The organism is Bradyrhizobium sp. C-145 (assembly GCF_023375135.1).
Lineage (GTDB): Bacteria > Pseudomonadota > Alphaproteobacteria > Rhizobiales > Xanthobacteraceae > Bradyrhizobium > Bradyrhizobium zhanjiangense.
The window spans coordinates 8,486,170-8,498,559 of the sequence record NZ_CP088150.1; the positions used below are offsets into that span (position 1 = coordinate 8,486,170).

13 protein-coding genes are annotated in these 12,390 nt (G+C 63.4%); 7 read left to right on the plus strand and 6 right to left on the minus strand.

Annotated elements, in window-relative coordinates:
* Nucleotides 1-49: 49 nt before the first annotated feature.
* From LRP30_RS39895 to LRP30_RS39915, 5 genes are all read right to left on the minus strand, one after another.
* Nucleotides 50-1,888, minus strand: coding sequence for an AMP-dependent synthetase/ligase (locus tag LRP30_RS39895; protein ID WP_249758335.1), 1,839 nt, complete (start codon nt 1,886-1,888; stop codon nt 50-52).
* Between the two features lie 78 nt (nt 1,889-1,966).
* A complete protein-coding gene (locus LRP30_RS39900) occupies nt 1,967-2,755 on the minus strand; it encodes an ABC transporter ATP-binding protein (RefSeq protein WP_008541389.1) in 789 nt (262 codons plus the stop codon).
* 4 nt (nt 2,756-2,759) lie between these two features.
* Complete coding sequence (locus tag LRP30_RS39905) at nt 2,760-3,518, minus strand: ABC transporter ATP-binding protein (RefSeq protein ID WP_249758336.1); 759 nt, start codon at nt 3,516-3,518, stop codon at nt 2,760-2,762.
* The gene (locus LRP30_RS39910; RefSeq protein ID WP_249758337.1) at nt 3,515-4,666 is read right to left on the minus strand and encodes a branched-chain amino acid ABC transporter permease; all 1,152 of its coding nucleotides are present in this window, start codon (nt 4,664-4,666) and stop codon (nt 3,515-3,517) included. The genes LRP30_RS39905 and LRP30_RS39910 overlap by 4 nt, the downstream gene beginning before the upstream one ends.
* Nucleotides 4,667-4,671: 5 nt before the next feature.
* A complete protein-coding gene (locus LRP30_RS39915) occupies nt 4,672-5,547 on the minus strand; it encodes a branched-chain amino acid ABC transporter permease (RefSeq protein ID WP_128936774.1) in 876 nt (291 codons plus the stop codon).
* Between the two features lie 251 nt (nt 5,548-5,798).
* Here LRP30_RS39915 and LRP30_RS39920 point away from each other — a divergent pair, with 251 nt between their 5' ends.
* The 7 genes from LRP30_RS39920 (at nt 5,799) to LRP30_RS39950 (ending at nt 11,651) form a co-directional block, all read left to right on the plus strand.
* Nucleotides 5,799-6,548 (plus strand): ABC transporter ATP-binding protein, encoded by a 750-nt coding sequence (locus tag LRP30_RS39920; protein WP_128942110.1) that lies wholly within the window; start codon nt 5,799-5,801, stop codon nt 6,546-6,548.
* Entirely contained in the window at nt 6,545-8,071 is a 1,527-nt protein-coding gene (locus LRP30_RS39925; protein ID WP_249758338.1) for a permease, read from the plus strand. The genes LRP30_RS39920 and LRP30_RS39925 overlap by 4 nt, the downstream gene beginning before the upstream one ends.
* Before the next feature lie 85 nt (nt 8,072-8,156).
* Entirely contained in the window at nt 8,157-8,411 is a 255-nt protein-coding gene (locus tag LRP30_RS39930) for an AbrB/MazE/SpoVT family DNA-binding domain-containing protein (RefSeq protein ID WP_128936777.1), read from the plus strand.
* Complete coding sequence (locus tag LRP30_RS39935; protein ID WP_128956874.1) at nt 8,408-8,803, plus strand: type II toxin-antitoxin system VapC family toxin; 396 nt, start codon at nt 8,408-8,410, stop codon at nt 8,801-8,803. The genes LRP30_RS39930 and LRP30_RS39935 overlap by 4 nt, the downstream gene beginning before the upstream one ends.
* A gap of 71 nt (nt 8,804-8,874) precedes the next feature.
* Nucleotides 8,875-9,690: an MBL fold metallo-hydrolase gene (locus LRP30_RS39940; RefSeq protein WP_249758339.1), complete on the plus strand. Its 816-nt coding sequence runs from the start codon at nt 8,875-8,877 to the stop codon at nt 9,688-9,690.
* A 65-nt stretch (nt 9,691-9,755) separates the two neighbouring features.
* Complete coding sequence (locus tag LRP30_RS39945) at nt 9,756-10,277, plus strand: hypothetical protein (protein ID WP_249758340.1); 522 nt, start codon at nt 9,756-9,758, stop codon at nt 10,275-10,277.
* A 321-nt stretch (nt 10,278-10,598) separates the two neighbouring features.
* Nucleotides 10,599-11,651, plus strand: a complete 1,053-nt coding sequence (locus tag LRP30_RS39950) for an amidohydrolase family protein (protein WP_249758341.1) — start codon at nt 10,599-10,601, stop codon at nt 11,649-11,651.
* 80 nt (nt 11,652-11,731) lie between these two features.
* Here LRP30_RS39950 and LRP30_RS39955 read toward each other — a convergent pair whose 3' ends face one another.
* Nucleotides 11,732-12,187, minus strand: coding sequence for a cupin domain-containing protein (locus LRP30_RS39955; RefSeq protein ID WP_249758342.1), 456 nt, complete (start codon nt 12,185-12,187; stop codon nt 11,732-11,734).
* Between the last annotated feature and the right edge of the window lie 203 nt (nt 12,188-12,390).

Here is a 12,390-nt window from a genome sequence, read left to right on the forward strand (position 1 = left end):
CCTCGCTGATTTCAGCGTCGCCTGGCGCACGGCGTTCCTGCCATGCGCCTCACGCCACCGCACGCTGGCGATACATCGCCTCGATCTCCGCAGCGTAGCGCTTGTTCACGAAGCCGCGCTTCAGCTTCATGGTCGGCGTCAGTTCCTCGTCCTCCGGGGTGAGCTGGCGCTCGATCAGGTAGAACTTCTTGATGGTTTCGACGCGAGCGAAATTGCCGTTGACCTGCTCGATCTCACGCCAGATCAGGTCCTGAATCTCCGTCGCCCGGCACAGGCTGGCATAATTGGTGAACGGAATGTCGTGGTCCTGCGCGAACTTCTCGACGTTCTCCTGGTCGATCATCACGAGGCAGGTCAGATACGGCCGCTTGTCACCGATCACCACGGCGTCCGAGATGTAGGGCGAGAATTTGAGCTGGTTCTCGATCTCGGACGGCGTGATGTTCTTGCCGCCCGAGGTGATGATGATGTCCTTCATCCGGTCGGTGATGCGGACGAAGCCTTCATTGTCGATGGTGCCGACGTCGCCGGTGTGCAGCCAGCCGCGTTGATCGATGGTCTCGGCGGTCTTCTCCGGCTGGTTCAGGTAGCCCATGAACAGGAAGTCGCCCTTGATCAGGATCTCGCCGTCGGGCGACAGCGCGACCTCGCCCCAGGGCACGGCCGTGCCGACCGAGCCGAGCTTGATCCGTTCCGCCGGCATCATGGTGGCCACCCCGCAATTCTCGGTCTGGCCATAGACCTCGTGCATGTCGATGCCGAGCGCGAGATACCAGCGGATCAGCTCCGGGGCGATCGGCGCCGCGCCGGTGAAGGCGATGCGGCAGCGGTCGAGCCCGATCATGCGGCGAATGTTGCGGAATGCGATGCGATAGGCGAGGCGGTTGGCGAGGCGCAGCGATAGCGGCGGCGTCTTACCCTCGAGCCGGCAATCGACCATGCGGTGGCCGACACCGATGGCGCGGCGATAGACCCATTGCTGGAGCGGCGTCGCATCCTTCAGGGCGATGGTGATGGCGGAATAGAATTTTTCCCAGATGCGCGGCACTGCGAGGAAGACCGTCGGCTGCACCTCGCGCAAATTGTCCGGCACTGTCTCCGGGCTCTCGGCAAAGTTCATCACCGAGCCGAGCGCGACCGAGATGTAGTAGCCGCCGATGCGCTCCGCGACGTGGCAGAGCGGCAGAAAGATCAGCCGGTCCTCGTCTTCCTGCGCCGGGATGAAATCGTTGGCGTGGCGCATCTGATGCGTCACGCTGCGGTTGGCATGCATCGCCCCCTTGGGCGACCCCGTCGTGCCCGACGTGTAGACGAGGATCGCGAGATCGCCGGCGCTGCGGCTGTCGATCATCTCCTGCCACAGCGCCTCGCGGCCGACCATGTGGTTGCAGCCGAGCGCACGGAACTCGTCGAGCGACATCACCATGTCGTCGGAAAAGCCGCGGAGGCCCTCCATGTCGAACACGATGATCTTCTGCAAAGTAGGACAGCGGGCCCGGCAGGCGAGGACCTTGTCGAGCTGCTCCTCGTCCTCGACGAAGATCACCTTTGTTCTGGAGTCGTTGACGAGATATTCGACCTGGGAGGATGCGTCGGTGGGATAGATGCCCGAGGAGACGCCGCCGGCGCACAGGATGCCCATGTCGGCATGGACCCATTCGGGCACGGCATTGGCGATGATGGAGCCGACGTCGCCGGGCATGAAGCCGATCGCGCGAAGCGCGTAGGCGACTTCCTTTGAGATCTCCAGCCATTGGCGCCAGCTCGTCGGCTGCCAGATGCCGAATTTCTTCTCCCGGATCGCCGGCCTGTCGCCCCGCGTCTCGACGGCGCGCAGAAAGCTCTTCGCGATCGTATCAGCGACCGTCAGCACCGCCGGTCGGGCCATGCGCCTCTCCTCCTTGTCGCTTTCCCTTCCGCTGCCTGCCTTGCCGGCGGTCTATGTCTTACGGAGGGGCTGTTCCATCTAACGCCACGTTTTCTTCTTTTTCCAGCGCCGTTCGCCTCTAGCGCCCGCTTCTTTGGCGCCAAGGTAAAATTCCTGGATGTCCTGGGAATGCATCAAGCGGTCGCAGGTGTCGTTCATCACGATCCGGCCGATCTCCAGGACATAGCCGTAATGCGCGGTCTCCAGCGCCACCTTGGCGTTTTGCTCGACCAGCAGGATCGACATGCCCTGCTCCTCGTTGACGCGGCGGATGATGGTGAAGATCTCCTTCACCAGCAGCGGCGACAGGCCGAGCGACGGCTCGTCGAGCAGCAACAACGTCGGCCGGTTCATCAGGGCGCGGCCGATCGCCAGCATCTGCTGCTCGCCGCCGGAGAGCTGACCGGCCGGCTGGTTGATGCGCTCCTTCAGGCGTGGAAAATAGCCATAGACGCGCTCCAGATCTTCCGCGACGCCGTCGCGATCCCGGCGCGGATAGGCGCCCATCATCAGGTTCTCGCGCACCGAGAGGAACGGGAAGACTTCGCGCCCCTCCGGCACGTGGCTGAGGCCGAGCCGCACGATCCTGTCGGCTTCCATGCGCTGGATCGGCTTGCCCATGAACTCGATCGCGCCCTTCTGCGGATCGAGGATGCCCGAGATGGTCTTCAGCACCGTGGTCTTGCCGGCGCCATTGGCGCCAAGCAGCGTGACGATGCGGCCGCGCGGCACCTCCAGCGAGATGCCGCGGATCGCCATGATCGGCCCGTAATAGCTCTCGATGTTCGAGAGCTTCAGGATGGTCTCGGGTGTCGCGGTAGCATCCATCGCCTCAGGCTCCCAGATACGCGGCGACGACGTCGGGGTGCTGCTGCACCTCGGCCGGCGAGCCCATCGCGAGTACCCGGCCGTAGTTCAGCGCGATGACGCGATCGGAAACGCGGGTAACCAGCGACATGTCGTGCTCGACCATCAGCACGGTAACACCGAGCTCGTTCTTCAAGTCGCGGATCCAGAACGACATGTCGTCGGTCTCCTCGACATTGAGGCCGGAGGACGGCTCGTCGAGCAGAATCAGCTTCGGCTCCGAGCACAGCGCACGCGCCAGCTCGATCACCTTGCGCACGCCGTAGGGAAGGCCCGAGATCAGCTTGTCGCGATAGGGTTCGAGATCGAGGAATTCGATGACCTGCTCGACCCGGCGGCGGTGCACCTTCTCGTTGGCCCGCACGCTCGGCAGGAACAGCAGCTCCTGCCAGAGCTGCGTGGTGGAATGGCGGTGGCGGCCGACCAGCAGATTGGAGAGCACGGTCGCGTTGTCGAACAGCTCGATGTTCTGGAAGGTGCGGGCGATGCCGAGCTTGGCGATGTCGTAGGGCGGCTGCTCCGTGATGTCCTGGTCCTCGAAGAAGATGCGGCCCGAGGTCGGCCGGTAGATCCGCGAGATCAGGTTGAAGATCGAGCTCTTGCCGGCGCCGTTAGGACCGATGATCGAGAGGATCTCACCCTTCTCGACCGCGAACGAGACCGCATCGACGGCCTTGAGGCCTCCAAAATGCAGCGACAGGTTCTCGGCGCGGAAATAGCTCATCGGTTGCGCTCCGACTTCACGTAGATCTTCTGCCGCTTGAAGGTGGCGCGCTTGTAGAGCGGGAACAGCTGGAAGAAGAGCTTGATCTTCAGCCAGCGGCCGTAGAGTCCGAGCGGCTCGAACAGCACGAACAGCACGATGATGATGCCGTAGATCGCGCCTTTCAGGCCGTTGAGCGAGGCGAAGGCCGCGACTTTTGACTGGACGTTGCCCGCAGTCGTCGGGCTCGCACCAAATGTCGCGGTGATGCCGGCGATGATGCCGGGCATGTCGTCCTTGAGGTAAGTCAGGAACGGGTCGATCATGACGATGAAGATCGCGCCCAGCACCGCGCCGTGCAGGCTGAAGGCGCCGCCGATCAGGATCACGATGATGAATTCGATCGAGAGCTGAAGCGTGAACATCTCCGGCGAGATGAAGGAGAGCTTGTGCGCGAACAGCACGCCGGCAAGGCCGGTGATCGCCGCCGAGATCGCAAAGGACTTGACCTTGTAGAGCGCGACATTGACGCCCATGCTACGCGCCGCCGTCTCGGAGTCGCGGATCGCGACGAAGGCGCGCCCCGTGGGCGAACGCAACAGGTTGAGAGTGCCGATGATGGTCAGCACCAGCACGGCAAGACAGAGGTAGTAGAAGGCCGGGCTGTCACGCGGGACCGTGACGCCGAGCAGCGACAGCGTCTTGACCCGCATGCCCTCGTTGCCGTTGGTGACGGTCTCCCAGCGCGCCAGGACCTCCTCCACGATCAAGGCAAAGGAGATGGTGGCGATGACGAGGTAGATGCCTGTCAGGCGCAGGGCGGGAAAGCCGACCAACGCACCGATGACGCCGGTCAAGGCTCCCGCGGCAAGGAAGTAGACCGGAAACGGCACGTTGTATTTCTGCAAATAGGCCGCAGTATAGGCCCCAATCGCGAGGAACGCGGCGTGGCCGAGCGAAGCCTGCCCCGTGAAGCCGGTGAGGATCAGCAGCGCCACGCCGACGGTCGCATAGATGCAGACGAAGACGAGCTGGCTCATCAGATAGCTGGAGAGCACGTAGGGTGCGATCAGCAGCAGCGCGATCAGGATGCCGTAGGTGACGACGTAGCCCGAATGCGGAAACAGCTTGATGTCGTCTTCATAGTCGGTCTTGAACAGGAAGCGCATGGCGTTCAGACCTTCTTGCGGACGTGGAGGCCGAACAGGCCTTCAGGCTTCAAGAGCAGCACGGTGAGCAGCACGATGTATGGCGCGGCGTCCTTCCAGCCTTCGGGCAAATAAAAGCCGGCCATGCTCTCGATGACGCCGATCAGCACGCCACCAACGACTGCGCCCGGGATCGAGCCGAAGCCGCCGAGCACGGCGGCCGGAAACGCCTTCAGGCCGAGCACGAGGCCGACATTGGAGTGAATGAAGGTGATCGGCGCCAGCAGAACGCCGGCGCAGGTCGCGACCGCCGCGCTGATGGCCCAGACGATCGACACCACGCGCTTGACCGGAATGCCCATGTAATAGGCCGCCAGCATGTTCTCGGAGCTGGCGCGCATAGCGGTGCCGAGCGTGGTCTTGTTGAAGAACAGCCAGAGCAGCGTGCACAGGATCATCGTCGCCGCGATCACCGAGAGCTTGTCGTAGGCGAGCACCAGCGAGCCCATGCGCAGCACGCCCTGGCTGAACGGCGTCTCGATCTTCAGATCGTCGGTGCCCCAGATCATGCCGGCGATCGAACGCAGGAAATAGCCGAGCCCGATCGTCGCCATGATGATGGAGAATTGCGGATAGCCGAGGATCGGCCGGACCACCACGCGCTCGGCCAGCATACCGAACAGCGCCATGGCGGCCACCGCACCGGCAAAGCCGATCCAGTAGTTCAGGCCCATCATGCCGATGAAGGTGAAAGCGAAGAATCCGCCGAGCATCATCAGATCGCCCTGGGCGAAATTGACGACCTCGGTGGCCTTGTAGACGAGCACGAAGCCGAGCGCGATCAGGCCGTAGACGCAGCCGAGCGCAACACCGCTGACCAGCTGCTGAACGAAATCCAGCATCGCCGCGCATCCTCCCGACGCAACCGGCGGCTCTTCCTGACCGCCTTGTCGCATCTTGTGTCCAGTCGCTACGCAGTCGTTTCGCTGCGTCAGCGCCATTTGTCCGAGACCAATTCAGCCTGAACCGCCAAGCGCTGTCAACAAACGGTGACCTGCCTTTAGGATGACGGAATTTGTCGGCCGTAGATTCACGGTGCCGAAACATCTTCAAGTCATGGTCGCGGGCGATGCAAAACCGGATGGTGGACGTCATGAAGCCGGGCAGCTCGGCGCTGGAAGTCGTGGGGTTAACGAAGCGTTTTGACCGTTTGGCGGTCGATGGCCTCGATCTCACCATTCATGCCGGCGAGTTCTATGCCCTGGTCGGCCCCAACGGCGCCGGCAAGACCACCACCCTGCGCATGGTCGCGGGCCTGTTGCGGCCCGACGCCGGCAGCGTCTCGATCTTCGGCATCGATGCGCTCCAAAACCCCGTCGCCGCCAAGCAAGTGATGGCATGGGTGTCCGACGAGCCGATGATCTACGACAAGCTGACACCGCTCGAATATCTCGAGTTCGTCGCCGGTCTCTGGGGCATCGCGCCGACTAGCTCGGAACCGGTTGCGCAGGAGCTTCTCGGCTCGCTCGGTCTCGCGCCGCACCGGCACGAACGCTGCGAGGGTTTTTCCAAGGGCATGCGCCAGAAGGTGGCACTGGCCGGCGCGCTGGTGCACCATCCCCACCTCATCATCCTCGACGAGCCGCTGACGGGGTTAGATGCCGTTTCCGCCCGCCATGTGAAGGGCCTCCTCAGCGAGCGCGTCCGCGCCGGCTGCACCGTGATCATGACCACGCATATTCTGGAGGTGGCCGAGCGCATGGCCGACCGCATCGGCGTGATCGCATCGGGCCAACTGGTCGCCGAAGGCACGCTCGACGAGCTGCGCCGGCAGAACGGCCATGCCGACACCAGCCTCGAAGACCTCTTCATCGCGCTGGTGACGCTTCCGGACGCCGCATGAGTTCGGCGACCGCGCTGTCCTGGTTCGCCCGTCACGAGCTCCGGCTCGCCTGGCGCGAATGGTTCGCCATGATGACGGGCGGACGGCGCAAGCGGGCACGCGCCGCCATGATCGGCCTGCTGTTCTTCGCCGCACTCCTGCACCTGCCGGCCTGGGCCGTGATCGGCCGCTTCGCCGACCCGCAACTGCCGCTCGACAAATCCTCGCTAATCGTGATCTCGGCGACGATCTTTCTGGCCTGGACCTTGATGCTGTCGCAGGCGATCGAATCGGTGACGCGGGTGTTTTACGCCCGCGCCGATCTCGACCTCATCATGTCCTCGCCGGCGAGGCTGGCCAATCTGTTCTCGGTGCGCATTGCCGCGATCGCGCTCACCGTCACGATGATGGCGCTGCTGTTCTCGACGCCCTTCATCGACGTGCTGGTGATCGGCGGCGGCGCGCGATGGCTGAGCGCGTTCGGCGTCGTGATCGCGATGGGCCTTTCGGCAGCTGCAATCGCGATTGCCGTCACCATTCTCCTGTTTCGGCTGATCGGCCCGGCGCGGACGCGCCTGATCGCCCAGATCCTCGCCGCGATCATCGGCGCGGGCTTCGTGATCGCGCTCCAGGTCGCCGCGATCATGTCCTACGGCACGCTATCGCGCTTCACCATCCTGACCTCGGGTCGCGTGGCCGCCCACGCGCCCGATGTCGACAGCATCTGGTGGTGGCCGGCGCGGGCGACCATGGGCGACAGCGAAGCGCTGCTGTTGCTCCTCGCGCTCGGGCTGGTGCTGCTCGGAAGCGTCATGGCGATCTTCTCACGCCGCTTTGCCGACACCGCCATCGACGCGGCGGCGTATGGCACAGCCGGCCGCGTGCGCGCCAAGGAGCGCCCCTTCCGCGGCGGATCGCGGCAGCAGGCGCTGCGGCGCAAGGAATTTTCGCTGCTCTGGCGCGATCCTTGGCTGATCTCGCAGACCCTGATGCAGCTTCTGTACCTGGTGCCACCGGCGCTGCTGCTCTGGCGCAATTTTGCCGACAGTTCGGCGGCGCTGACGCTGATCACGCCTGTCATGGTGATGGCTGCCGGACAGCTCGCCGGCGGGCTTGCCTGGCTGACCATCTCGGGCGAGGACGCGCCCGACCTGGTCGCGACCGCGCCGCTGACGCCATCCAGCGTCATCCGTGCCAAGATCGAGGTGGTGCTGATCGCGACCGCCGTGATCTTCTGCCCCCTGGTTGCGGCACTGGCCTTCGCCTCGCCATTCCAGGCGGCAATCAGCGCCGGCGCGATCATCATCAGCGCAGCTTCCGCCACCGCGATCCAGCTCTGGTTCCGGGTGCAGGCGCGGCGCAGCCAGTTCCGCCGCCGCCAGACTTCCTCGCGGCTTGCGACCTTTGCCGAAGCCTTCTCCTCGATCGGCTGGGCCGCCAGCGCCGCACTGCTGCTTGCTCTCCCCATCGCCGGCCTCGTCAGCGGCCTGATCACAGCCAGCCTCATCGCCATCACCTGGAAGTTCAGCCCAAGGCGCGAATAATAAAAGGTGTGAGCGAGGGCCACCTTGAAAGTAAGGCTGATTTGCCTTACATTTCTTTGAATGTCAGAAACCTTACAGGCGGCCTATGGGTGAGCTTACCGTCACAGCCAAAGGACAAGTCACGCTGCGGAAGGATTTGCTGGAGCACCTAGGTGTGCATCCGGGTGACAAGATCTCGATCGAAAAGCTTCCGGGCGGGCGCGTTGAAGTGAAAGCAGCTCGACCCACCGGCAAGATCTCAGATGCTTTCGGCATTCTAAAGACAAAAAGTAATGCGCGGTCGTTGTCGATCGAGGAGATGAACGAGATTATCGCTGACGGCTGGGCTGGCAAGCGATGAAAATAACACCCGACACCAACGTATTGGTACGGGTTCTCGTCGAGGATGATGCCGAGCAGAGCAAGGCGGCTCAGGCCATTCTCAGGAAGGCAGACGTGATAGCTATCTCGATCACCGCACTGTGCGAGCTGACCTGGGTTCTCTCACGTGGTTACAAGATTTCTGCTGCCGACATCGCGATTTCAATTCGACGCTTGATCAATGCCGCCAATGTAGCGGCGAACCGTCCAGTAGCGGAAGCAGGATTGGCGCTGCTCGATGCCGGCGGCGATTTCGCCGACGGCGTCATCGCCCACGAAGGCAACTGGCTCGGAGCCGACACCTTCGTGTCTTTCGACAAGAAGGCCGTGAAACTGATCGAGGCAAGCGGCGGATTGGCGCGGACGCCTTAGCGCTGCATGACGTCGGGATGATTCGACGATACACTGATTGGACTGCCGGCTGAACCACGGACAGTCTTGTGATGACCCGACTATTGCTGACGGCTCTTGCGTTCCTCGGCTGGCTGATGGCTCCTGCCCTCGCCCAGCAGCCACCTCAACGCAGCGAATGCTTGGCGATGGCGAACGCGGCGCCCCGCGCGCTGCCGGTCGCGTTCCGGCACGCCGCAGGCTCAGCCGAGGTCGAGATCACCTATGCCGGCCACTCCACCTATTTCATCGATACGCCCGGGGGCCTGCGCATCGCCACCGATTATAGCGGCGCCTATCAGGTGGGACGGCGCCCCGATGTCGTCACCATGAACCGGGCCCACAGCACCCACTACACCCTGTTCCCGGACAAGCGCATTCCCCATGTGCTGCATGGCTGGGGCGAGGACGGCAAGCCCGCGGTGATCTCCGAGCGCATCGGCGACACCTTCATCCGCAATGTCACCACCGACATCCGCCGCTATTTCGGCGACGATTCCGGCGCCGACATGATCCGCGACGGCAACTCGATCTTCATCTTCGAGGTCGCAGGCCTCTGCATCGGTCATCTCGGCCATCTCCACCACAAGCTCGACGACAGCCATTTCGCCCAGATCGGGCGGCTCGACATCGTGATGGTGCCGATCGACGGCACCTACACCATGTCGCTGGACGGCATCTCCGAGATCACCAAACGGCTGCGCTCCTCGGTGGTGCTGCCGATGCACCGCTTCGCTACACCGCTCGACGATTTCATACGCCGGATCGGCCAGCAGTTCGAGATCGACCAGCGCATCGAGCGGTCGTTCCGGATCTCGCGGGATGCGCTGCCGTCGAAGCCGACGGTGATCATCCTCGACGGGGTCTGACGCGCAATTTTCTCCAAGTCCGCTAAGGCGCGTTCGTGCTGATCTCCTGGCAACAGGAGATCGACATGACAGATTTTGCGAGACTGTTGCACGCGGACGGACCGAACCCGGAGCACGCGGCGGCGCTGCAGCTTTACGGCCGTTTCGTCGGCGACTGGGACGCCGAAATCATCGCCCACGGGCCCGATGGAACCAAGTACGCCGCGCCCGGCGAAATCCATTTTGGCTGGGTGCTGGAAGGGCGCGCCGTGCAGGACGTGTGGATGATTCCTCGTCCCGCGGGCAGCCCGGCCTTTCCGATCGCCGGCAATTGGTACGGCACGACGCTACGTGTCTATGACCCAACCATCGCCGCATGGCGGATTTCCTGGTTCGATCCCGGCCGCAGCGTGTTCCGGCAGCAGATCGGCCGTCCGCGCGGCGCGGACATCGTGCAGGAAGGCACGACCGAAGCCGGCGAGCTGACGCGCTGGAGCTTTACGGAGATCACCGGCGATTCCTTCCACTGGCTCGGCGAGGTCAAGCCTGCGACGGCAACCGATTGGCGGCTCGTCGTCGACGTGAAGGCGAAGCGGCGCAAGGCTTAAGATCGAATCGCTCTTGAATCAGTCAGCTCCGGGCGCGCGACAACCTCTCCCGCTTGCGGGGGAGGTCGCGCCGAAGGCGCGGGTGGGGGCTCTCTCCACACTGGGAATCTCTCTGTGGCGGCACCCCCACCCCAGCCCTCCCCCGCAAGCGGGAGAGGGAGCGCACCTTCCGGGTGGCGGCAATCGAGCTTCATCTAGTCGATATCGGTCACACCGCCGCTGTGCTCGCGATGACGGGTGCGGTTGCGCAACGTGCGCTGCTGCACGAAGACATGAGATGCTAGGCTCCCCAGCACAAGAATACAGAGGGAGCGAACGCCTATGGCCGCAAGCGGGTTGCCCGCCAATACGAGCGGGCTGTTTGTCGAGCCGCGCGAGGACTGGCTCGCGCAGCACCAGGAGGAGATCATCGATGCGGCCCGGCCGATCGTCGATCCTCACCACCACCTCTGGAATCGCGGGCATCGCTATCTGATCGAGGAGATGGCAGCCGACATCGCCTCCGGCCACAACATCATTGCAACCGTCTATGTCGATTGCCGCTCGATGTATCGCGCGCATGGGCCAGAGGCGTTCCGGCCCATCGGCGAGGTCGAGTTCGCCAATGGCGTCGCCGCGATGAGCGCGAGCGGTGCTTACGGCAAGGCGGCGATCTGTGCGGGCATCGTCAGCCACGCCAATCTGCTGCTGGGTGACGCGGCCAAGCCGGTGCTGGAAGCGGAAATCGCGGCGGGCAACGGCCGCTTCCGCGGCATCAGGCATTCCTCGGCCTGGGACGAAGACCCCGTCGTCGCCGGCATCTATGCGAACCGGCCGAAGGGCCTGTTGCGGGATCCGACCTTCCGCAAGGGATTCGCCTGCCTCGCGCCGCTGAACCTCAGCTTCGATGCCTGGCTGTTTCATCCGCAGATCGGCGAGCTCACCGAGCTTGCGCGCGCCTTTCCCGATACCAGGATCGTGCTCGACCATTGCGGCGGCCCGGCCGGCGTCGGACGCTTTGCCGGCAGGCGGGAGGAAGTGTTTCCGCAGTGGCGCGCCTCGATCCAGGAGATTGCGAAATGCGAGAACGTGGTGGTTAAGCTCGGTGGGCTCGCAATGTGCCTGCTCGGCTACGACTTCCATTTGCGCGCGAGGCCGCCGTCATCCGAGGAGCTTGCCACGGCCTGGCGGCCTTATGTCGAAACCTGCATCGAAGCGTTCGGACCCAAACGCGCGATGTTCGAGAGCAATTTCCCGCCGGACAAAGGCCAGTGCAGCTATCAGGTGATCTTCAACGCCTTCAAGCGCATCGCGGCGCCCTTGAGCGAGGCCGAGAAGACGGCACTGTTCTCACAGACCGCGATTGATTTCTATCGGCTCGAACTGCCATCGTGACAAGAAAAGGGGCCCGGATGTTGATCCCGACCCCTCTTCCGTCGTGGCCGCTGGGAAGCGTCCTTGAAACTTTGTGAGCTCTAGCCTGCACCCATCAACGAGGCTGGACGGCGTTCGCCGGTGGAGGTGAACATCTTCTTCAGCTTGTTGACGACGCGGATCAGGAACCCGATCATCACGGGATTGGTCTTGCGGCAGAACGCGATCTTCTTGACGTGGCCTTCGACATGCCATTTGGCATGCGCGCCGTCGCGGAAGAAAATGACGTCGCCGGGGCCGTAGCGCTTCGGCGGCATGCCGTCGCTTTCGAGCACGATCGATCCTTCCATGATCATGATCGTCTCGTCGATATCGTAGTACCAGTTGAAGCGCCCCTCGGTGCAGGCCCAGATGATGGTCTGGGCCGTGCCGTCGGCGCTGGTGGACAGGACGCGCGAGCGCGACACCGGGTTACCGTCGATGATCCAGGACGGCTCGATCGGCCGCAGCTCGAGATCCACATTGCAACTGCCGATTTCAATCATTGCGCGCGACATCTGTTTCCTCAGGGAATAAAATAGGTTTGGCCGGGTCGGAGCCCGGATTGTTTCCAATGATGATCGCAACGCTAGTGACCGCCTTTTAATTCTTCCTTACGCAGGCACCGACAATCAGCCCTAAGTTGCAGGTGCGAAGCAGCTAACGTTGAGATTCCGCTGCGAATTCGCGCACATGAACCCCTCTTTTCCGGGGTGCGACA

Bases quoted from the DNA above. Each gene is read 5' to 3' on its own strand.
- LRP30_RS39930 (WP_128936777.1), top strand. From the start codon at position 8,157: ATGGGTGAGCTTACCGTCACAGCCAAAGGACAAGTCACGCTGCGGAAG.
- LRP30_RS39945 (WP_249758340.1), top strand. From the start codon at position 9,756: ATGACAGATTTTGCGAGACTGTTGCACGCGGACGGACCGAACCCGGAG.
- LRP30_RS39925 (WP_249758338.1), top strand. From the start codon at position 6,545: ATGAGTTCGGCGACCGCGCTGTCCTGGTTCGCCCGTCACGAGCTCCGG.
- LRP30_RS39955 (WP_249758342.1), bottom strand. From the start codon at position 12,187: ATGTCGCGCGCAATGATTGAAATCGGCAGTTGCAATGTGGATCTCGAG.
- LRP30_RS39940 (WP_249758339.1), top strand. From the start codon at position 8,875: ATGACCCGACTATTGCTGACGGCTCTTGCGTTCCTCGGCTGGCTGATG.
- LRP30_RS39915 (WP_128936774.1), bottom strand. From the start codon at position 5,547: ATGCTGGATTTCGTTCAGCAGCTGGTCAGCGGTGTTGCGCTCGGCTGC.
- LRP30_RS39900 (WP_008541389.1), bottom strand. From the start codon at position 2,755: ATGGATGCTACCGCGACACCCGAGACCATCCTGAAGCTCTCGAACATC.
- LRP30_RS39950 (WP_249758341.1), top strand. From the start codon at position 10,599: ATGGCCGCAAGCGGGTTGCCCGCCAATACGAGCGGGCTGTTTGTCGAG.
- LRP30_RS39920 (WP_128942110.1), top strand. From the start codon at position 5,799: ATGAAGCCGGGCAGCTCGGCGCTGGAAGTCGTGGGGTTAACGAAGCGT.
- LRP30_RS39905 (WP_249758336.1), bottom strand. From the start codon at position 3,518: ATGAGCTATTTCCGCGCCGAGAACCTGTCGCTGCATTTTGGAGGCCTC.
- LRP30_RS39935 (WP_128956874.1), top strand. From the start codon at position 8,408: ATGAAAATAACACCCGACACCAACGTATTGGTACGGGTTCTCGTCGAG.
- LRP30_RS39910 (WP_249758337.1), bottom strand. From the start codon at position 4,666: ATGCGCTTCCTGTTCAAGACCGACTATGAAGACGACATCAAGCTGTTT.
- LRP30_RS39895 (WP_249758335.1), bottom strand. From the start codon at position 1,888: ATGGCCCGACCGGCGGTGCTGACGGTCGCTGATACGATCGCGAAGAGC.